Annotated in this window: 20 protein-coding genes; 18 read left to right on the forward strand and 2 right to left on the reverse strand. The window is 36.5% G+C overall.

Going from position 1 to position 22,617, the window contains the following annotated elements; all coding sequences use genetic code 11:
• Positions 1 to 14: 14 nt before the first annotated feature.
• From FHT21_RS07815 to FHT21_RS07900, 18 genes are all read left to right on the forward strand, one after another.
• Complete coding sequence (locus FHT21_RS07815) at positions 15 to 1,289, forward strand: DegT/DnrJ/EryC1/StrS family aminotransferase (RefSeq protein WP_167294141.1); 1,275 nt, start codon at positions 15 to 17, stop codon at positions 1,287 to 1,289.
• Positions 1,286 to 1,888, forward strand: a complete 603-nt coding sequence (locus FHT21_RS07820; protein ID WP_167294142.1) for a sugar transferase — start codon at positions 1,286 to 1,288, stop codon at positions 1,886 to 1,888. Before FHT21_RS07815 ends, FHT21_RS07820 begins: the two co-directional genes overlap by 4 nt.
• 6 nt (positions 1,889 to 1,894) lie before the next feature.
• Positions 1,895 to 2,995: a glycosyltransferase gene (locus FHT21_RS07825; RefSeq protein WP_167294143.1), complete on the forward strand. Its 1,101-nt coding sequence runs from the start codon at positions 1,895 to 1,897 to the stop codon at positions 2,993 to 2,995.
• A gap of 20 nt (positions 2,996 to 3,015) precedes the next feature.
• Entirely contained in the window at positions 3,016 to 4,857 is a 1,842-nt protein-coding gene (gene asnB / locus FHT21_RS07830) for an asparagine synthase (glutamine-hydrolyzing) (RefSeq protein WP_167294144.1), read from the forward strand.
• Positions 4,858 to 4,863: 6 nt separating this feature from the next.
• Positions 4,864 to 5,757, forward strand: coding sequence for a glycoside hydrolase family 43 protein (locus FHT21_RS07835; protein ID WP_167294145.1), 894 nt, complete (start codon positions 4,864 to 4,866; stop codon positions 5,755 to 5,757).
• Complete coding sequence (locus FHT21_RS07840) at positions 5,735 to 6,856, forward strand: glycosyltransferase (protein ID WP_167294146.1); 1,122 nt, start codon at positions 5,735 to 5,737, stop codon at positions 6,854 to 6,856. Before FHT21_RS07835 ends, FHT21_RS07840 begins: the two co-directional genes overlap by 23 nt.
• Before the next feature lie 119 nt (positions 6,857 to 6,975).
• A complete protein-coding gene (locus tag FHT21_RS07845) occupies positions 6,976 to 8,067 on the forward strand; it encodes an NAD-dependent epimerase (protein ID WP_167294147.1) in 1,092 nt (363 codons plus the stop codon).
• Positions 8,068 to 8,288: 221 nt separating this feature from the next.
• A complete protein-coding gene (locus tag FHT21_RS07850) occupies positions 8,289 to 9,680 on the forward strand; it encodes a pectate lyase (protein ID WP_167294148.1) in 1,392 nt (463 codons plus the stop codon).
• 77 nt (positions 9,681 to 9,757) lie between these two features.
• On the forward strand, positions 9,758 to 10,912 hold the full coding sequence (locus FHT21_RS07855) for a glycosyltransferase family 4 protein (RefSeq protein WP_223833654.1): 1,155 nt from the start codon (positions 9,758 to 9,760) through the stop codon (positions 10,910 to 10,912).
• A gap of 52 nt (positions 10,913 to 10,964) precedes the next feature.
• On the forward strand, positions 10,965 to 11,768 hold the full coding sequence (locus tag FHT21_RS07860) for a phytanoyl-CoA dioxygenase family protein (protein ID WP_167294149.1): 804 nt from the start codon (positions 10,965 to 10,967) through the stop codon (positions 11,766 to 11,768).
• An 11-nt stretch (positions 11,769 to 11,779) separates the two neighbouring features.
• Positions 11,780 to 12,751 carry a hypothetical protein gene (locus tag FHT21_RS07865; RefSeq protein WP_167294150.1) on the forward strand — a complete coding sequence of 324 codons (972 nt, stop codon included), beginning with the start codon at positions 11,780 to 11,782 and terminating at the stop codon, positions 12,749 to 12,751.
• Positions 12,748 to 13,242, forward strand: coding sequence for a GNAT family N-acetyltransferase (locus FHT21_RS07870; RefSeq protein WP_167294151.1), 495 nt, complete (start codon positions 12,748 to 12,750; stop codon positions 13,240 to 13,242). Before FHT21_RS07865 ends, FHT21_RS07870 begins: the two co-directional genes overlap by 4 nt.
• A 35-nt stretch (positions 13,243 to 13,277) precedes the next feature.
• Entirely contained in the window at positions 13,278 to 14,315 is a 1,038-nt protein-coding gene (locus FHT21_RS07875; RefSeq protein WP_167294152.1) for a GNAT family N-acetyltransferase, read from the forward strand.
• 24 nt (positions 14,316 to 14,339) lie between these two features.
• On the forward strand, positions 14,340 to 15,404 hold the full coding sequence (locus FHT21_RS07880; protein WP_243853901.1) for a GNAT family N-acetyltransferase: 1,065 nt from the start codon (positions 14,340 to 14,342) through the stop codon (positions 15,402 to 15,404).
• A 31-nt stretch (positions 15,405 to 15,435) separates the two neighbouring features.
• Positions 15,436 to 17,364, forward strand: a complete 1,929-nt coding sequence (locus FHT21_RS07885) for a nucleoside-diphosphate sugar epimerase/dehydratase (protein WP_167294153.1) — start codon at positions 15,436 to 15,438, stop codon at positions 17,362 to 17,364.
• Positions 17,365 to 17,497: 133 nt separating this feature from the next.
• A complete protein-coding gene (locus tag FHT21_RS07890; protein ID WP_167294154.1) occupies positions 17,498 to 17,914 on the forward strand; it encodes a helix-turn-helix domain-containing protein in 417 nt (138 codons plus the stop codon).
• 148 nt (positions 17,915 to 18,062) lie between these two features.
• Positions 18,063 to 18,620: a hypothetical protein gene (locus FHT21_RS07895; RefSeq protein WP_167294155.1), complete on the forward strand. Its 558-nt coding sequence runs from the start codon at positions 18,063 to 18,065 to the stop codon at positions 18,618 to 18,620.
• 41 nt (positions 18,621 to 18,661) lie between these two features.
• Positions 18,662 to 18,961: a hypothetical protein gene (locus FHT21_RS07900; protein ID WP_167294156.1), complete on the forward strand. Its 300-nt coding sequence runs from the start codon at positions 18,662 to 18,664 to the stop codon at positions 18,959 to 18,961.
• 132 nt (positions 18,962 to 19,093) lie between these two features.
• Here the strand turns inward: FHT21_RS07900 and FHT21_RS07905 are convergent, their stop codons facing one another.
• Together FHT21_RS07905 and FHT21_RS07910 are read right to left on the reverse strand one after the other, a co-directional pair.
• On the reverse strand, positions 19,094 to 20,107 hold the full coding sequence (locus FHT21_RS07905; protein WP_167294157.1) for a zinc-binding alcohol dehydrogenase family protein: 1,014 nt from the start codon (positions 20,105 to 20,107) through the stop codon (positions 19,094 to 19,096).
• Positions 20,108 to 20,226: 119 nt separating this feature from the next.
• Entirely contained in the window at positions 20,227 to 22,611 is a 2,385-nt protein-coding gene (locus FHT21_RS07910) for an outer membrane beta-barrel protein (protein WP_167294158.1), read from the reverse strand.
• Positions 22,612 to 22,617 lie beyond the last annotated feature (6 nt).

Raw genomic sequence — 22,617 nt, forward strand, 5'->3', positions numbered from 1 at the left:
TTAAATTAACGAATATGAACATTCCATTTTCACCTCCGTTTATCGATCAATCTGTGATCGATCAGGTATTAGATACCCTTAATAATAAATGGATTACAACCGGACCTAAAGTGAAAGCTCTTGAGCAAGAAATTAAAAGTATCACCGGAACGAAAGAAGTGATATGTGTTAACTCCTGGACATCTGGCGCTATTTTAATGTTAAAATGGTTTGGTGTTAAAGCTGGCGATGAAGTAATTATCCCAGCTTATACTTATAGTGCTACAGCTTTAGCCGTTCTTCATTGTGGGGCTATACCCGTTATGGTTGATATATTGGATGATTTTAACATCGATCCGGATAAAGTAAAAGCAGCCATTACTACTAAAACAAAAGCCATAATTGCAGTAGATATTGCAGGCTGGCCATGTGATTATACGACTTTAAAAGAGCTGATTACAAACCATAGAGTGCAGAAAAAATTTAGGTGTGAATCAGAAAAACAATCGCTGTTAAAAAGAATCCTGTTAATTTCAGATGCGGCCCATTCGATTGGTAGTTTATTTCATGATAAACCGGCCGCTCAAAAATGTGATGTAACTATATTTTCTTTTCATGCAGTTAAAAACATAACTACAGCAGAAGGTGGTGCAATATGCCTAAATCTTCCATATCCGTTTGATTCAGAGGCAGAATACCACTACTTAAAAATGTATACACTTAATGGACAAAATAAAGATGCACTTTCTAAATCGAGAGGCGGAGGTTGGCGTTACGATATTTTATTTCAGGGACTAAAGATCAATATGCCCGATATCTGTGCGGCCATTGGTCTTGCACAGATCAGAAAGTATAACCAAGAACTTTTGCCGCAACGAAAAAAAATTGCCCAGCGTTATTGTGATGGTTTTCAGGATGAAGATTGGTTTATCGCTCCACCTTTGGTAAGTACACAAAGAGAATCATGCTACCATCTTTTTCCGATGCGCGTTAACGGTCTTACAGAAGAACAAAGGGATCAGGTTATTGATGACCTTGCATCGTTGGGCATTGCCAGTAATGTTCACTTCATTCCAATGCCGATGCTCACCCTGTTTAAAAATCTGGGTTATAAAATTGAAGATTACCCAATGGCTTATCAGAACTATGCAAATGAAATTTCACTGCCTATTTACCCGCAATTAACGGTAACAGAGATCGAGTTCATTATCAATTCGGTTATCAGCTGTGTGAATATACAATTGAATAACCGCATTAAAACTTCTGAAGAAGCTTTTACCCCACATAAACAAATGGCAATTGCATTATGAAAAAGAATAAAAAAAGAGTATTCGATGTGGTATTCGCAAGCTTATTCCTAATCCTTTTTAGTCCGCTTTTAATCCTGATTGCAATTTTGATTAAGCTTGATTCCAAGGGCCCTATCATCTTTAAACAGATCAGGGTGGGGCGAAATATGAAAGATTTTCACGTGGTAAAATTTAGAACCATGCATATTGTACAGAGTAACCATAGTTTACTCACTATTGGGAACCACGATACCCGCATTACCAGACTGGGTTATTGGTTAAGAAAATATAAACTTGATGAATTGCCACAACTATTTAACGTTTTAAAAGGGCAGATGAGTCTTGTTGGTCCGAGGCCAGAAGTTAGAAAATATGTAAACCTCTATAATGACGAACAGCGTTATGTTTTATCGGTTAAGCCTGGTATTACCGATTGGGCTTCGGTAGAGTTTTGCAACGAAAATGAACTGCTTAAGCATGCCGAAGACCCTGAAACTTATTATGTGGAACGCATTATTCCCGCAAAAATAAAACAGAATATGAGGTATATCAATCATAACGATATCCTAACCGATTTCAAAATTATTTTGTTAACGATTAATAGAATTGTCATCAACTAAAATAGTATGTGCGCTCCTCAAAAAACTATTAACGAAGAAGTTATCCTGAAGAAGAAAGTTTTCTTTATACTCAGCTCGTTAACCTCAGGTGGATCAGAACGGGTGTTCTGGAACTTGGCCCAAGGATTTAACAAAGATAAGTTTGATGTAACCATTGTGATTTTAGATTCGACCGTGAATTGTTTTTCGATGGATTTAGATGATGTACGTTTTATTGATTTAAAAACCAAAAAAGCATCTAAATCTTTTTTTGCACTTTATAACCTGTTAAAAAAAGAAGAACCTTATGCGGTTTTTTCCACTACCGATCACATCAATATCTTGGTATCACTGGTTGGGCGGTTTTTAAAAATTCCGATGCTTATTGCAAGGGCTTCGAATATTCCGCACGAACAAAGATTGTTCGAAGGATTTAAGTCGAGGTTTTACGAACTTTTTGCCAGTGCAAGTTATCGCGGGTACAAACAGATCGTCTGCCAGTCTGAAGAAATGAAACAATCCTTGATCGATACTTATAATGTTAATCAAGAACTGATCAAGGTAATTGCCAATCCGGTATTGAAAACTAATACGGTAAAGAAGGTGAAAACACCTGATAAAATCTATAAATTATTAGTTGTGGCTCGTTTTGCATTGGAAAAAGGCTTAGAGCGGCTGGTTGATATCATGGCGCATTTGCCCGAAAATTATCATCTCGATTTCGTTGGGACTGGAGTATTGAAAGAACAGATTAGCACCAAAATTAAGAACCTTCAGCTCGATCACAGACTTAAAATTTTAGGAGAGATTAAAAACATTCACGAAGTAATGGTTCAGCACGATTTAATGGTGTTAAGTTCTTATACAGAAGGTTTCCCGAATGTGGTTTTAGAAGCGCTTACCGTAGGCTTGCCAGTGGTAACCTTTAAGGTGAGCGGAATCCCAGGGTTAATTATTGATGGCTTTAACGGTTTTGTTTTAGAACAGGATGATTTGGTAGGCTTTAGGCAGCGAATTATCCAGGCCTGCACCCAAGGCCAATGGAACCCAGTCGAGATTAGGCGAAATGTATATCAGAAATGCGCATTGGATAAAATCAGCGCACAATATGAAGAATTAATCAGTTAACAATCTAAAATATTATCGCTATGTGTGGAATATACGGCACAACCATACCTTATTCAAACGGTACTATCCGTGAAAAAATGGCAAGAATCAGTTTTCGAGGTCCAGATTATACTGGCATCCAACATTACGATCAAGTTATTTTTGCGCACAATAGACTGGCTATTATCGATCTTGATGCCCGCTCCAATCAACCCTTTTCGTATATGCACCTTCATATTGTTTTTAACGGAGAAATATACAACTTCAAAGACATTAAAAAAGATCTGGAACGGAAAAACTACCAGTTTAACACCAGCTCAGATACCGAAGTAATATGCGCCGCTTATCTGGAATATGGTACCGATTGCCTAACCCATTTTAACGGGATGTTTGCTTTTGTAATTTATGATAGCCATAAAAATGAACTGTTTGGTGCCAGAGACCGCTTTGGCAAAAAACCTTTTTATTATGCCCACGATCACCTATCGTTCGAATTTGCAAGCCAATCCTCACAAATTAATATAAATAGAAACCTAACTGTTAACGAAGAGGCCATTAATCAATATTTAATTTGGGGATATCTACCAGAGCCTCAATCTATTTACACAGAGGTAAAGCAATTACCTGCGGCTAATTATTTTAAATATGACCTTAAATCTCATAAGCTTAAAATTACTGAATACTGGACTTTAGATTATGGCTGGAAGAACAAATTTGATGGAAGTTATGAAGCAGCTAAAGAAGCTTTAGCGCTTATTTTGGCCGATGCGGTTAAAATCAGGATGAATGCTGATGTGCCATTGGGTGTGTTTTTATCAGGTGGGATAGATTCATCGTTAATTGCAGCTTTAGCAACAAAAGAAATCGACCATGTTAAAACATTCTCTATAAAATTTAATGAAAAAGGCTTCGATGAAAGTGCTTATGCCAATCAGGTTGCTAAACATTTGGGTACTGATCATTATACTATTGAGTGTAATTACAATGATGGTATTGAATTAATTGAAAACTTTAACCGTTTTTATGATGAGCCTTTTGCTGATTCGAGTGCCATACCCACCATGTTGCTCAGTAAAAATACCAGGAAACATGTAACTGTTGCATTGAGCGGTGATGCTGGAGATGAGGCTTTTTTAGGATATCATCGTTATAAATGGATAAAACAGATAAACAGCCTGTTTTATGCGCCACACGGCATCAGAAAAGCATTGGCAGGCATAATTAACCAATCGCCAAGTTACCGCCATAAATTAATTGCCATGGGCATTTCTATGGAAGACGTAGAAAAATTATACGTAAAGATGTTTGGCAACATGGAAAATTCATGGGTAAAACAACCTGATCTGGCCAAGTATAATCCATTGATGCATATTTTAACCAATCCATCTAAACCTTTGTTAGAACGTATTTCTGATTTTGATATTAAAACCTATTTGAATGGAGATATTAATACGAAAGTAGACCGCGCATCAATGGCCTTTTCGCTAGAGTCTAGGTCCCCTTTAATGGATTATCGGGTAATCGAGTTTTCAAGAACTCTGCCCACAGCATTCAAATACACCAATGGAAACCAAAAACGGATATTAAAAGATTTATTGTTCGATCGTGTCCCTGCTCATATGTTCGATCGGCCAAAAGCTGGCTTTACTATGCCATTCCAGCACTGGTTCAAAAATGAATTAAAAGATTATGTGATGGATAATTTATCAGCCGATAATTTGAAGAACATTCCTGGCATTCATTTGAAAAGGACACAAGAAATTATCAATGAGCATATGACAGGAAAATGGAACAGGTATCCACAGATATGGAAATTGCTTGTACTCTCTCAATGGTTAATTAAAAATAAATCAGGCGCTGATAAAGTTTCATTATTAGTATAACATAACATGATGAATGCAACAGTTAACCTCTTTAATAAAATATTCACCGCCGACAAATGGAATATTGGTTTTGTTTATCAAACGCCAGAAGAGCTGATCAGCACAAAAAAGCTTGGCACAGCAATAAACTGGTTACAGGAAGATAACATCGATTATGCTGCTGATCCTTTTGTGGTGAATATAAATAACACACCAAGGATCTATTACGAAGAACTGGATTTTTGGAAAGGAAAGGGCGAGATTATGATGATTGATGGATTCGACTTCAAAAACAAGAAAAAAGTACAGGGCATTAAGCCAAAGGCAATACATTTATCTTATCCTTATCTTATTGAAGAAAATGGATGCTTATACTGTATCCCGGAAACATCAGAAGCAAAAGAAATAGCACTCTATCAGGTTGATCTGGAGCATCCAAACCAGTTAACCAAAATAAAAGTGTTGATTAGTGGAAAAGCTTTTGTAGATAGTTCGATTATTTATCATGAAAATAAATATTGGCTTTTTACTAGTGTATCCGGAGATCAAAATCACTTGTACATTTATCATTCAAAAACTTTAAACGGTCAATACACTGGGCATTATCAAAATCCCATCCCTGTAGAAAAAGAACTTTGCAGGGCTGCTGGGAGTTTATTTAAAGTTGGTAAATCGCTATACCGACCCACACAAAACCCAATTAACCGTTACGGAGGTTCAATTATCATTAACGAAATTGAAGCACTGAGCGAAAAAACGTTTACAACCACCCATAAATTCGAAATATTACCCGATAAACCTTATAACAAAGGACTTCATAACATCAGTTTCGCTAACAACATTATTGTAATAGACGGAAAGCGGAAAGTGTTAAGCTTGATGATGCCCTTCAAAAAAATTGTTCGGAATCTTAAAAAATGATAAATCGCCATTCGAAATGACCACACGTGAAAAAAGAATGATTTTCATTTCGTTAACTGATGCACCCAACGGGGCGGAAAATGTGCTATTGACAATGGCTACCCAAGTTAACGGCGAAATGTACTTTTTAAAAAAACATGCTTTTACAGGGCTTAAAATTTCTGACGGGATTTTCAAAAGATATTTATCTGAAAAGACAATTTTTTGGGGTTTTGTAAAAATGATACCACTGCTCCGAAAATATAAGAAGGACGATGTGATAATGAGCACGCACCCGTATTTAAATGCTTTTTTGGGTTTTTTAAAACGTATAGGTTATTTCAGGTCGAAATTAATTGTACGCGAATGCACCTCTATTTTTACCCGTTTTACCGGAATTAAAAAACGCATTTATCAGATCATTTATCGCATGGGTTATCCGGCTGTAGATTTAGTGGTTTGCCAGACCACATTAATGAAAATGCAGCTGCTTGATCATAATAAATTTTTATCGAAGCAAAATATATTGGTACAACCCAATCCCATCGATTTTAATAAGATCATTGCTAAATCTGAACAGCCTCTAATTAATGGCGATGCCAAACTCGATTTTATCTGCTCTGCAGGAAGGTTGATCCCGGAAAAAGGTTTTTCGATTTTGATCAAAGCTTTTAAACTGATTCAGCAGGAGCACCCTAAACTTAAATTGCTCGTACTGGGAGAGGGAAAAGAAAGAGCATCATTAATCAATATTATCCAGGAGAATAACTTAAGCGATTCGGTTTTTTTAAAGGGACAGATAGATAATCCGGCCCCTTATTTTAAACAGGCCAAACTTTGCGTGGTGTCTTCCATCAAAGAGGGTTTTCCGAATGTGCTCTTAGAAATGATGTCGGTAAACAGCGCAGTAGTTTCTACACTTTGCGCAGGAGGCATCAGCGAAATTCCAGCTATTGCCAAAGTAGAAGTAAACAATGTAGAAGCCCTTGCCGAAGCAATGGGCAAAAAATTAAAGCAAAACCAACCTCAGAATACTGAAACTGCGATGCAGTATTTGTACAGCCGTAGACCAGAAATATTTGCTCAATCTATTTTAAACGCGCTGCAGCACCAAAACTAAGACCAAAACATAAACAAACCATTGCCCCATTTTCTGATGGGATGCTTTGCTGTATCCTAAAAACAAACAATCATGCCTTTTTCGAGGCCATTTTTAACTGTTTCTCAAACTTAAATTTTATGAAAATTTTAATTACCGGTACAGCCGGATTTATTGGTTTCCATTTAGCAAAACGCTTGTTGGAAAGAGGAGATGTTGTTGTGGGCATTGATAACATTAACGATTATTATGATGTAAACCTGAAACATGCCCGTTTAGCCCAAACTGGTATTAACCACACCGATTTGGTTTATGGTGTTCCTCAGGTAAGTGATAGATATGAAAATTACACTTTCATAAAGTTGGATATCTGCGATAAAGAAAGTTTGGAAAATTGTTTTAAAAGCTATCAATTCGATGCGGTTTGTAATTTGGCGGCTCAGGCAGGTGTGCGATATAGCTTAACCAATCCAGATGCCTATATAGAAGCAAATATTAAAGGTTTTTTAAATATACTGGAATGTAGCCGTCATTTCAAAATTGGCCATTTATTGTATGCCAGCTCTTCCAGTGTTTATGGATTAAATAAAAAAATGCCATTTTCTGCGCACGATAATGTAGACCATCCGGTTTCATTATATGCGGCTTCGAAAAAAAGTAACGAATTAATGGCGCATGCATATAGCCATTTATTTAATTTACCAACCACTGGTTTACGCTTCTTTACAGTTTATGGTCCTTGGGGGCGCCCAGATATGGCCTTGTTCTTGTTTACAAAAGCAATTTTGGAAGGTAAGCCCATCGAAGTTTTTAATAATGGCGAAATGAAAAGAGATTTTACCTATGTGGATGATATTATTGAAGGCATTGTAAGAGTCTTTGATCAACCAGCACAGGCCAATCCAAACTGGAATAACCAAAACCCTGATCCAGCTACATCAGCAGCACCTTTTGCCGTATTTAATATTGGGAGAGGAGCACCAGTTAACCTGTTAGATTTTGTTGAAGAAATTGAAAAAGAAACCGGATTAACCGCGCAAAAAATATTTATGCCCATTCAAGATGGCGATGTGGCAGAAACATCAGCAGATATTGACGATTTAAAAAACCTATTAAATTATGAACCATCTGTTTCTGTGCAAAAAGGTGTAAAGAATTTTGTAAACTGGTTTACAGCGTTTTATCACCCAAATTTACAGTTGATTCCTAAAACAGCTATTGTTACAATTTAATTTGTCATAGTTGTGTAAACTAAGTGTATAATAAATTTTATTAAACTGAATTATTAAACTGTCATTTTACAATCTGTAAGCAATTGGTTTACAGTATAAGTAATGCCAAATATTAAGCCTATTATTTAATTATCAGCGTTTTAACTGCATTTTCTTAAACGTACTCATTTATCGCATATAGCGTTAAGTGGTAAATTTAAAAAAAATAAAAAATGCAGAGAATGACAAAATTGTTTAAAAAAGTGAGTTTAATTGGTTTAGTATTAACGACAATTATTTTCTTTAGTAATTGTAAAAAAAGTGTGAATGCCGATGATAAATTGGCCAACAGTACAGAATTGTTTTCAAGCGATTCTACATCAGTATTAGCAGCTACCAGTGGCAGCACAGGTAAATTAAGCCTTACAGGTGTAAAATCTGACGGAGGTTATGCATATAAAATTTCAGAATCAATTCCTGGTGGCGACAATTCTACTTCAAAAGAACAATCGATTTTAAGATTATTTGAAAACGGAGTAGAACTGGGTCCTGCCCATAGTGTACACGATGATATCAGAAATTTAGGTAAAGGCAGGTTCAGCCATTGGGGTACTACGGTAATATTTTCGGCATCAGACAATACCGATCCAAGAACTAATGGCCGTTCTTATACTTATGTAATGGGCGCCACAAGCGCTGTTTTACCACCAACAGAAACTGTAACCCCGCCTGCTAATACTACCATTAATTCTGCTTTAGTAGGTTATGCTTTGGTAAATGGTAAAACAACCGGCGGTCAGGGTGGTGTTGAAACTACGGTAACCACACTCGATCAATTAAAAGCTGCAGTTGGCGATAATGTTACACGTACTATTTATGTGAGCGGTACCATTAAAGGTGCTGGTAAAGATATTGTTTATGTAAAATCAAACAAATCTATTATTGGCAAATCTGGAGCTGTTATAGAAGGGGTTAATCTATTTATTTACACAGTAAGCAACATTATAGTTCAGAATATTACTTTTAAAAACTACGTAGAACAGGCAGCTGTACAAATTAAAGAAGCTGCTCACCATGTTTGGGTAGATCATTGCGATTTCTCTACAGACCGTACCCATGGCTGGGATTATTGGGGTAAAGATATTTGTATTACAAGAGAATCGGATTACGTAACTGTTTCCTGGAGTAAATTCCATGATACCAACCTATCAGTGCTAATTAGTGGTGGTATTGTGGGGCACGAAGCTGATAAAGGCAAACTGCACGTAACCATGCACCACAATATGTGGTATAATGTTACCGAAAGAGAACCATCAATGAACTATGGTAGTGTACATATGTTTAACAACTATCACCTTAACAACTCTGGTTACTCTATCGGTACAAGAGCGGGTGGTATAGTAAGAACAGATAATGAGTATTTCTCAAATTGTGTTAAACCATTAACCACAAAAGTAGCAAGCGATCCGGAAGGATATTTTAGCGGTATTACCACCAACATTTACGATAAATGTGGTCCAAACAATATAACGACGGCAGTTTCTACCTGGGTTCCAGAGTATGATTACAAATCATTCCTTAACGATGCAGCGAGTGTTCCTGCAATTGTTACGGCAAATGCTGGTGCCAAGTAGGTAAGCAAAACCTTCATATTTTTTCTGCAATAAGCCACCTGGATAGGTGGCTTTGCAATTTAAATTAAAATTTTGACATGATGAATATAACCAGGAAAAAGATTTTTATCGTCTGCGACTCATCCAGATCCCTGCTAGATTTTAGAGGGAAATTGATCGAAAAGATGCAGCAACATAACCAGGTTTATGTGTTTACGCCAAAAATTGAACAAGAATCGGTTCGAAGTAAACTGAAAGAACTCAATGTAATTACCTACGAGAGTAAATTAGACGGTAGTAACGTTTCCATCTTATCCGATTTAAGGTTTATCTTTTCGTTGTATAAACTCATCAGACAGATAAAGCCAGATATTTTTTTCCCCTACACCTTTAAACCTGTTATTTATGGTTCTTTCTTAGCTAAAATTTGCAAGGTTAAATTAATTGCTCCCATGCTTACCGGTTTGGGGTATAACTTTACCGATAATTCTTCCAGTAATAAACTAATTGTTAAAATAACGAGGTTATTACTAAAGTTGAGTCTGAAACCCAACCCACATTTAAGTATTATTTTTCAGAACAAAGACGATTCTCAACGTTTAATCGACCTAAAGATCCTGAATAAAAAACACCAAGTTTATGTGGTAAACGGCTCGGGAGTAGACTTAAGCCATTATCACTATTCCAAACCGAGCGCCTCGCCCGTAACATTTTTAATGGTATCGAGGCTCATCAATGCAAAAGGCATTAAAGAGTATTACGATGCCGCTAAATTAACCAAACAACGATTTCCACAAACCGTTTTTAAACTGATTGGACCATACGATCCTAATATAGATGCCATTGCACCTGAATTGTATCAAAAAATTATCAGTGGAGACACCATCCAATACATAGGACAGGTTGATGATGTGCGCCCGGATATTGAGCGCTCATCGGTAATGGTGCTTCCTTCTTATTATGGTGAAGGTGTTCCACGCTGTATACTTGAAGGAATGGCTATAGGCAGGGCGGTAATTACCTGCGACTCTGTAGGCTGCCGGGAAACGGTTAATAATGATCCTGAACAGGCTAACGGATTTCTTATTCCTGTTAAAGATGCAGGTGCACTAGCTAGTAAAATGGAGTATTTTATTACAAACAGTGATGATATTATTGCCTTTGGAAACAAAGCGCATGAATTTGCAAAAACAAAATTTGATGTAAATATCGTTAATGCAGCGCTTTTTAAGATTATGCGTTTACAAGCTTAACTACCTTTTACACATTGATAACTAACCAAATAAATAAACTAAACCTAAAATTGTGAACAATACATTTATTTATAAACGAGCAACTTTAGCCGACTTTAGGGAAGCTATTGATGAGTATGGATGGGTTGTGTATGAAAAGGCAATCAATCAGAAATTAATTTCAGAAATAACCACAGGTTTCGAAACTTCTTACCTGTTAAGAAGAGAGATACAGGTTTTAAATGGAATTGAGGAGAATATGGAAGGAACGTTACATCATTTGCTTGAGAAAGATAATTTCGCGATTGAGCTTTTGAGTAAGTTGTACTGCCACAGAGAAATCCGTGATTTTTTAGGCGGAAACTACATTCTTAATGGGATAAACGGAGTAATTAATACAAAAAAAAGCAAGTCCTATATCCAGAATATCCATCGCGATGTACGTACATTTTCGTCTGAATTTAAGTTTATGATCCAGATGATTATTGTACTCGATGATTTTACCATATTTAATGGTGCCACGCACTTTTTGTCGGGCTCTCATAAACTGGATATCAAACCAGAAGAGAAGCACTTTAAAGCTTTTGCTAAACAAGCTATCGCCAAAAAAGGAAGTATTATACTATTCGATTCCAATATCTGGCACGCAGGGGGCATTAATTTCACCCGCAAACAGCGAAGAGCCTTAACCTTAGGTTTCACTAAACCTTATATTAAACAACAATTCGATTATCCTAGATTTTTAGGATATGAGTTTGGCGAAAAAATAAATAGCGATTTAAGGCAGATTATCGGTTATAATGCAAGGGTGCCAGCTAGTTTACAGGAATATTATAGGCCTGTAGAAAACAGGATGTATAAAGCAGATCAAGGATAGAGGATAATACTATGGGAACAGAAATCCATTCACCCAAAACTATAGGTGGTTATATTCCACTCGAATTGTCAAAAGGAGAGGGGTATTACCCTGATTTAATTGCACTTAATACAGGCAGAAATGCACTGGAGTATGTATTAAGGATAAGAAAATACTCCACCATATATCTTCCATACTATACCTGTGAAGTTTTGCTTGAACCACTCAAAAAATTAAATGTACAATATCACTTTTACCATATAGATGAAGATTTAGATCCGGTTATAGATTTTGAGATAGGCGAACGTTGCTGCTTGCTTTATACCAATTACTTCGGACTTAAAACGGAAACTGTTAAAAGGTTAACCAAAGAAATCAAGAACCTGATAATAGATAATGCGCAAGCTTTTTTTTGCAAACCGGTAAACGATTGCGACACTTTTTACTCATGCCGCAAGTTTTTCGGCGTACCGGATGGGGCCTATCTCAATATCTCGAGTACATTAGGTTTAAATTTAAAACAAGATCAATCAATAGATCGGTTTTCTCACCTGATTAAAAGCATCGATATCAACATTGAAGAGGGTTATGCCGATTACATAGAAAACAACAAGCAGTTATGCAATAACGAAATCAAAAGGATGTCGGTTTTAACAGAAACCATTCTTTCAAGTATTGATTATGGTAAGTACGCCGAGATCAGAAGAAAGAACTTTGCCTACCTCAACGAACATTTGGGGCAGGAAAATATCTTGAGACTAAACTTTTCAGGGGAAGATATTCCGATGGTTTACCCATTATTGTTAGAAAACCCATCCGTAAAACAGCAGCTCATTGATCAAAAAATATTTGTGGCCACCTATTGGCCTAACGTTTACGAATGGGCACATGTTGATAGTTATGAATACTTTTTAGCCAAACATCTTGTTTCGTTGCCAATTGATCACCGTTACAGCATAGCCGATATGAAAGTAATTGTTAAAACTTTAAAATCGCTCATATGAACACGCAAATATACTTAAGGCCACTAGAATTAAAAGATGCTGATGTGTCGTACAAGTGGAGAAACGATCCTGAAGTATGGTCGTACACCAAATTTGTGTTAAAAGATCCCATTACGGCCGAGGTTGAAAAACAGTGGCTATTAAATAAACTAAATCTGGCTAATGAAAAACGCTTTGCCATCTGCGTAAAAAATACGAACGAATATATAGGCAATATTCAGCTGCTCGATATTGAAAACGAGACTGCAGTGTTTCACCTCTTTATTGGCGAAAAGAAATACTGGGGAAAAGGCATAGGTTATAGCGCTTCTTTAATGTTGCTAAAATATGCCTTTTATAACCTTAATCTTAAACGCATCTTTTTAGAAGTACACGCTGATAATCTGGCTGCTTATGCCATTTACAAAAAAGTAGGCTTTCTGCCTGTTTCACAACAGGAACATTTTATAAAAATGGTAATTAATTCTTCTGTTTTACTTGCCGCAAATTGATCTATTTACAATCTACCCAAATTTAATAGCTCAAAATGAGAAAGATTCTTACAATTGATGATAAACAAGAATGGTCTACATATGTAAAGCGCGCTTTGCATTACGATTTTTATCACACCTGGTATTACCACTCCTTAGATAAAAGTGGTTTTCCCATACTGTTTGTATATGAGGAAGGCGAAAATTACATTGCTTTTCCGCTTTTAAAGAGGAATATTCCCTGTTCCGATTTTTTCGATTTTACATCGGTTTATGGATATACTGGCCCCATTTCAAACATGGATTTCAATGCACTTGATGATGATTTTATGGAACGTTTTAAAAATACATTCATAGCGTTTCTTAAAACTGGCCAAAATGTAACTGTTTTTTCAAGATTACATCCGTTTTTTCATCAGGAAAGGTTAATGGAGAAGTTTTCAGGGGTATACGCCAATGGGAAAACGGTTGTGATTGATTTAACCACCACCATTGAAAGTCAGCGGGCAGGCTACCGAAAAAGTGTAAAAGAAAAAATCCGACGCCTGCGAAAGCGGGATTATGAAGTCAGAATTTCTACCGATATTAATGATGCAAGCATATTTTCTGAAATATATACCGAAAATATGATTAGAATAGGCGCCAAAGATCATTATCTTTTTAATAATGCTTATTTCGTTGCACTACTTTCTTCTGACGAATTTGATAGCAAGCTTTTTTTGGTGTATAAGGATGGAATAGCCATATCGGGGGCCATTGTAGTTTGTACCAAAGAAATTATGCAAGTGCACCTTTTAGCTACCAGAACTATTTATCTGTTCGAATCTCCAGCTAAGTTATTAACCGATGAAATTACAGTAATTGGTAGGCAATTGGGCTATAAATATTTTAATCTGGGTGGTGGTGTTAATTTTAAAGAAGACACCCTATTCGGCTGGAAGATGGGTTTCTCTAATCTATGCTTCGAATTTAATAGTTGGCGGTATATTGCCAATAACGAATTATACAATACACTCCTCAGCGAGAGATCGCTTGATCCCTTTTCGACTGTTGATTTTTTTCCACTCTACCGTAGTCCTGTAATTGCTTCATAATTAATTATTAAACTCTCTTAATAAATGGATATGCTAATTGAAAATAACGCGAGTGGCACTACTTTACAATTAACTTTAACACAAAAGGATGATTGGGTAAAGTATATTAGCTTGGCTGCCGATTATGATTTTTATCATACCTGGCACTACCATGCTATGGCAAGCAACGGAAGACCCATTTTATTTGTGTATTGCGAAGCTAATAATTTTATCGCCATACCTTTATTAGAACGCGCAATTCAAGACACACCATATTACGATTTACATTGCGTTTATGGTTATTCCGGTCCGATTTCCAACCTTAAATTTAGCGATACAAGTGAGCGCTTGAAAAGAAATTTTCTAAAAGCTTTTTCAGCATTTTTATATAAAGGTAGCTATGTTTCTGTTTTCTCTAGACTTCATCCTTTTTTTGATCAAAATATTCTGTTACAAGAAACGGATAGCATATATGAAAATGGAAAAACGGTTGTTATTAACTTACAACAAAGTATTGAAGAGCAACGGAAACAGTATAGGCAAACAACAAGAGATAGCATTAAGAAGTGTAGAAAGTTTGGTTATGTTTCTGTAGAGACTACCGCTCAGGAAGATATTGCTGCTTTCACAAAGCTCTATCAATCTAATATGAACCGTATTAGTGCTACTGATTTTTATCTTTTTACTGAAGAATACTTTACGAAGCTTGTTCGGGCCAAAGAATTCGACTGTAAGTTAATCTTGGTTTATTCAAACGATGATTTAGTTTGTGGCAGTATCATTATGTGTACTAATGGTATTATACAGGGGCACTTAATTGCCACTAATGCGCATTATCTTAAAAATTCTCCGGCTAAATTTTTGGTTGATGAAATTAGTGAGTTAGGTCGTAAATGGAAGATGAAATACTACCATTTAGGTGGTGGGCTTGGTTATAAAGAAGATTCGCTCTTAGAATGGAAACTGGGCTTTTCGAATATGGTTTTAGATTATTACAGTTGGCGTTTTATTGCCAATAAAGCTGTTTATAACCAGTTAGTAGAAAAATCGGGTAACCAAATACATACAAATGCTGACTTTTTTCCCCTTTATAGAATGATACCTCAATAAATTTTAAACAAACATTTAATGATTCTCAATTATGAAAAAGTTCTTCTTTCCAGATAAAGCACACTCAAGGTGGTTAATTTTATTGATTGATCAGATGATCGTTGTATGGACATTGTTTATATCCATTGTATTAACGAATACATTAAACTATACCGAGGTTTTTAACTCAGGCAATGCTATTTATGTGGCCCTTTATTGTTCCATCGCGGCAGGTGTTTTTATTTCTTTAAGAATACACACCGGTATTATCCGTTATTCCAATACCGAAGATATTTTAAGGGTTTTCCTTGCAGTTTTTGTAACCAGCTTACTCTTTGTTGGTGTAAATAAAATACTTTCGCAACGCTTTCAGTTGCTTTGGCATCTAATGGATAAAGCATTGATATTGAATTTTTTTATCTCCTCATCGCTGCTGATTCTTATGCGTATTTTAGTAAAAGGAGTATTTTTCTTTTTTAAAGAACTCAAATCGGAAGCTAAAGAGAATATTCTGATCTACGGATCGGAAAAAAAAGCAATCTTGATCAAGAACGCAATAGAACAGAATGAAGATTCTAATCTGAATATTATCGGCTTTATTGACGATAACCGAGACCGCGTTGATAAATACCTTGAGCAGAAAAAAGTATACCATTCTTGTTCTGTTGAGCTATTAAAAGAGAAACACAATATAAAAAAGATACTTTTTGCGGAAGATGCGCTAAACACTTTAAACAAAAAGAAAATTATCGATATCTGTGTTAATAAGGGGATTAAAGTAATTATGGTGCCACCATCAGATAAATGGCTGTATGGTAAGTTAGATTCGCACCAATTACGCGATCTGAAAATTGAAGATCTGTTGGAACGTGAACCAATTAAGCTCAATAACAAGAATATCCTGAAAGATTTAAGTGGTAAATGTATTTTGGTTACAGGCGCTGCAGGTTCCATCGGATCGGAGATTGTTCGGCAGGCCTTACAGTATAATCCTAAATCGGTAATCCTTTGCGATCAGGCAGAAACACCGCTTCACGATTTAAAACTCGAACTGGAAGATAACTTCCAGAACTTAAATGTAAAGATATTTATGGCCAATGTGCAGAATATAAACCGGATCAGAACGTTATTTGAACTTTATAAACCTGAAATTGTTTTCCATGCTGCGGCTTATAAACATGTTCCTATGATGGAGAATAATCCAGCTGAGGCTATTTTAACCAATGTACTGGGCACTAAAAACATGGCCGATATATCAGTAGAATTTGGCGTAGAAAAGTTTGTAATGATCTCTACCGATAAAGCTGTTAAGCCAACAAATGTAATGGGTGCATCCAAACGTTTGGCCGAAATTTATATTCAATCGCTAAACAGTCCGGAAGTTATTTCAACAGACGAAATTACCACCCAAGCTTCACGAACCCGCTTTGTAACTACCCGTTTCGGAAATGTTTTGGGTTCAAATGGCTCTGTAATCCCAAGATTTAAAAGCCAGATAGAAAAACGAGGACCTATTACAGTAACCGATCCGGAGATTACCCGCTACTTTATGACTATTCCAGAAGCAGTTCAGTTGGTAATGGAAGCTGGGGCAATGGGCAAAGGAGGAGAAATATATCTTTTCGATATGGGAAAACCGGTTAAGATTGTCGATTTGGCCGTAAATATGATCAGATTAGCCGGTTTAACACCTTATGTAGATATAGATATTGTATATACAGGTTTAAGGCCAGGGGAGAAGTTATATGAAGAACTTTTGCTTATAGATGAAGAAATTATACCTACCCATCATCCAAAAATTAAAATATCGAAGAAAGTAGCTTATAACTATTTGTACGTTAATCAGATTATTAAAGACTTGATTGTGTTGAATAACGATGGCAACGATCTGAATATGGTAAAGAAAATGAAAGAAATTATACCCGATTATGTCAGTAATAACTCAAGGTTTGAAGAATTAGATCTGTTGGTTGCCAATTAATTACCGTAAAAACACCCTATTAAAATTATTATATTTTTTTTCGATAAATAATTATTAGATTGCATTAATAGTAATAGTCGTCCCTGATTGTTGATGGAATTTAAAGGTTTTATTTTAAATTAAATTAACTGCTATGAGTTTAAATATAGGCCAAGTTCTTGAGCGTGTTGTACGCAGAGACAGAATGGGAATAAGTGAATTATCCCGAAAATTAAATGTAAGTAGAAGAACTATTTACAATTGGTTTGATCAGAAAAGTCTAAATCCTGAAATTATTTGGAAAGTAGGTACTGTAATCGGTCACGATTTTTCTGTTGAGTTACCCGAAACTTTTTCTAAAAATAGTCATTACCTTCATGAGGCTTTTGATGCACATACGGAGGATCAAACCAAAGGTGATGCAAATTCTGTGTACTTCTGGATGAATAAATACATTAAGCTGCTCGAAAAATACAACGAAATATTAAGCCATAATAACATAGAAAAAAATGTTTCTGAAACTGTAGCGCATCACACTATGCCAAGAAATAACAATCGGTCTATTTCTTAAGCTGCTGCAGGTATTTTAATTTATCTTAAACCAATATCTCCTTAAGGTTTACCATTCAGTAAACCCTTTTTTTTATAGTACTTCTTTAAACAATCCGCCGTAAACATGTTTTATGGTGATGGATTTCTATTCACAAAATTTTGAAATCATGAAAACAATTAACGCATTAACTCTACTGTTGCCATTGTTTGCTTTTCAAAGCGCCAAAGCACAATCGCAGGTTTATAGTGGTACTGGTATCCGGTATTCTGTAGGTATCGAAACAGGTTTAGCCACTGGTTATTTGGCCAAAAAGTACGAGGCACCGCTTGGTGTTTCCGTTCAGGCAGAATTTCCTATTACTGAAAGCATTTTATATGCCTCGGTAAATACCGGATTCAACAACATTTTTGTAACGGGCAATTACTCCCATCTGGTAGATGATTTACAGTTAGTACCAGTTAAAGCAGGTTTAAAATATTTTTACAGAAGTAATCTTTACCTGCAGTCGGAAATAGGTTTTTCCTTCCTTTTAAATAAAACAAATTGTGTTGAGGGAAAAAAGGCTGCATTTGTATACGCACCGCAGGCAGGAATGATATTTTATCTGCACAACAATAATTACATCGATGCAGGGTTACGCTATGAAAGCAACGGCAAATTCTATCACTGCGACCATACGAACAACTTTGTTGGCTTCAGAATTGCCTGGGGCTTTAGTTTATAAAACGGGTATTCCTAAGTAGTCATCTTTAATAAGCTTCATAAATGAAAGCAAGTATACAATACAATACGATGAACGGATTGTGGATTCTCTTTATTGATTGTAAATATGAGGATTCTCCCAAATACATTAGGATAATTACGAAAATTATAATCAAAATGTTATCTGGAACAGTAATTTCCGGCAATCGGCGAAGGGTAAGATCTGGCAGGCATTACCTGATTCACGAGCATGTAGTAGAATTGCATACCGACGAATGGTTTCCACTGGTGCTGGCAAGCGAGAGAAAAGAACTTCTTGAAGGCATCAGATCTATTTTTATGGATATGAGCGGAAAAAAATAATCCGCTCACTTTATTTTATCAAAGATACGGGAAGGTTGCTCCGAAAGGAGTAGCCTTTTCTTGTTTCTGGCTTAGTGCAGGCCATTAAGGTTATATAACATAACGTTAAAATCGTGCGTCATTTGATAATCCCTAATATTCAATTACAACCTTACCAATTGTTTTTCCACTTTCTAATAAGCGGTGCGCTTCTTTTAAGTTATTTACAGTAAATTCTTTCAATGTAGTATTCAAGGTAGTTTTAAGCGTACCATTATCAAAAAGCTCGGTAAGTTTATTTAAAATATGGTGTTGTTCGTCCATATCATCGGTTTGATACATCGAACGGGTGTACATCAATTCCCACGAAAAAGTAACACTTTTATTTTTTAACTTATTCAGCGCAATAGGAGCGGCAGAGCCAGTAATGGAAACAATATGTCCCTGAGGTTTAATCAGTTCTACTATGGCATCCCAATAACTGTTCAGGTCTACAAAATCGAGAATAAAATCCACTTCCTTAAAACCTGCCACACGTACTTCTTCAACCAGATTATTGTGGTTAACCACCACATCGGCGCCCATCGTTTTGCACCATTCCTTGGTTTCTGTACGCGAAGCCGTGGTAATTACCTTTAAGCCGCTTACTTTTTTGGCAATTTGTATCGCAATTGAACCCACACCACCAGCACCTCCAATAATGAGTATACTTTTGCCCTTATCTTTTTGCTCGTTAATGCGGATGCGGTCGTATAACGATTCCCAGGCTGTAAGTGCGGTTAAAGGCATAGCGGCAGCTTCGGCATTGCTAAGTGTACTTGGCTTTAAGCCTACGATTCGTTCATCTATCAATTGATATTCTGCATTACTCCCGCTGCGGGTAAGGTCGCCAGCATAATAAACTGCATCACCAGGCTTAAAAAAAGTAACTGCCTCTCCAACTGCTTCTACTATTCCGGTCGCATCCCAGCCAATTATTTTCGGCGTTTCCAATACAGTATCTTTAGCACTGTTCTGGCGTACCTTATAATCTACCGGATTTACACTGATTGCGTTTATCTTAACCAATATATCGCGTCCGCTAGGTTGTGGAACAGCTGTTTCAAATTCGATAAAACTTTCATTTTCTATTATGGGCAGTGATGTTTTAAATCCAATTGCTTTCATGCTTTCTTTTTTATAAATGTACTATCCGTTTTTGTCGATCTACAATTTCAATTGACCAAATATAACCTGATTTTATCGCCTTTTTTGGAAAAAAAATGCAATTATAGAAAACGATATCTCTACTGGGTACGCTTTTTTTCCTCTTCACTTGCCGAGGTTCTTTTTCTAACGGCAGCTGGGTTACCACCCAATCGGTATGAGAAGCTTAAAGTAACACTGCGTGTGTCACTTTTTTCAGTAAAACCATTTTTTTGGTTCTGGTAATCAACGTCAATCCGATAGGCATTACCATAAAAAATGTCGTTTACAGCAAGCCTGAGGGTTCCCTGACCTTTTAGTAATGTTTTACGTAGCCCTGCACTTACATCATACAGCCGGGCAATATGGTAAATACCTTGTATGGTTGGGGAAGAATACCATGCACTTATTTCGGCCTTCAGTCCTTGTGCCTTGTTAATGGTAAAGGCATGGTTAGAACTTAAATAGATACCCCAAACACGGTAATCGTAACGGGCCTGTAAATATCCCGATTTTTCCAGGCGATAAGAACCTTGAACATAATTGTTGATTTCCCACCAGGCAGCCGGCTTGTTGGGAAAGGAGGCTGAAAAACCTATTTCCTGACTCAGATCCAGGTTTCTCTGGGTATCGTAAAAGAATTTTGAGGTATTATCCTGAACTGTAATATTGCTAAAATAATCAGCCGTCCGCCTTAAATAGAATGAAATATTATATTCTTGTTTATAGGTATAACCCAGTTCGCTATTATAAATAAAGGCAGGTTGTAATGCCGGGTTACCCTCCAAATAAGAGTACGGGCTTGTATAGGATTTAAAAGGGTTAAGCCTCCAGTATTCGGGCCGACTGATTCTTGAATTATAATTGAAATTGATTTCATTGTCTTTATTCATTTTATAAACCACGAAAAGTGTTGGGAAAAGCTTAAAATAGTTATTCTGATTGTTGGTATTCAATACGATCGATCTGCCATTTGTACGTGTATATTCACCACGCAAACCACCTTCAACACTCCAATTGCCAAAATCTCCGGCAAGACTGGCGTAAATGGCCGATACATTTTCTGCATATTCAAACCGGTCGCTGCGATTCGGTATCAATTCGCGACCGCCAGCCGGATTGTTATAAAAATCAAAATTGTTGCGCGTACGGATACTGCTGTATTTCAGGCCCGATTCAAATGTCCATTTCTTCCAGAACTTATCGGTATAATCCAGTTTTCCGGAATAGATATCAATATTCTGATTGGAAGGTGTAAAGATATGATAACTATCGGGTAGCAAACTACCACTACCTAGTGTTCCATATGTGTCTACCTGCTGGCTATTTTTGTTCTGATAAGGTACATAATCAATATCTACATTAATATTCCTGCCATTCGTATCCAATTTAATTTTATAGTTGACATTAAAGCTATACTGATATGCTTTTCCATTAGAAAAGTTTTGGGTATGTAAGATAGAATCAGGCATAACTGCATGATTATTAATAACAGTAGTTAATATATTGTTCGGCCTGCTGTTGCTGCCGTTGTAACCATTTATCAAAACACCGATCACCTGTTTATCGTTAAGGTTGTAATCGGCGCCAATTTTATAACTATTAGCATTTCCCTGGCGCAAGCCTGATTTTTCATTCCTCCAATCAGAATAACTACCCAGAGCATTATAAATGATGTATTCACTTTCGGTATGGTCTTTTTTACGTCGGTTATACCCATAACTGCCATAAACATTCAATTTGTTTTTGCGGTAGTTGAATACCATACTCGGGCTATAGCTGCCATACGTTGATTGTGTGTAAGCACTTGAAAGTACGATGTTAAACCCGTCGCCTTTTGGTTTTTTGGAAATAATATTGATTACTGCACCACCCTGAGCATCATACCGGGCGGTGGGGTTAGCAATAATTTCTATTTTTGCAATATTATCCGAAGGTAAGCTACGAAGATAAGTAGCCAGATCTTCGCCAGATAATCTGATTGGCTTATCGTCCATATAAATTACCACGTTTTTATTATTTGCCGTTACTCCGCCATCAAAACGTGTTTGTACGCCAGGTGCTTTACTAAGCGCATCCCATACTGTTGCTCCACTTGCCACGATGCTATTTTCGACATTAAATATTACCCTGTCTATTTTTCTTACAATAAGCGGTTTTGAAGCCGATACCGTTACCTGATCCAGGGTCTTATCGTCACTGATCATCATTAGGGTGACTGAATCCATCGGTAAATTTATCAGTTTGCTTATATCCTTATATCCAACGGCTTTCAACATTAAAATATAATTGCCTTTTAAAGACTGCTGGAAACTAAACAAACCATTTTTTGAAATTTGGACCGCTAACGTCGAGTCTGCACGACGCAGGTTAATGCTTACCCCATCAATCGGTTCGCCGTTTTTATCGGTTACCAAACCTTTACGTAATTGCGCCAAAGTAATAAGGGGGAAAAGGGAAAGAAGGACAAGGATTAACTTTTTCATGTTTCA

Source organism: Pedobacter sp. SG908 (genome assembly GCF_011759615.1).
Classification (GTDB): Bacteria; Bacteroidota; Bacteroidia; order Sphingobacteriales; family Sphingobacteriaceae; genus Pedobacter; species Pedobacter riviphilus.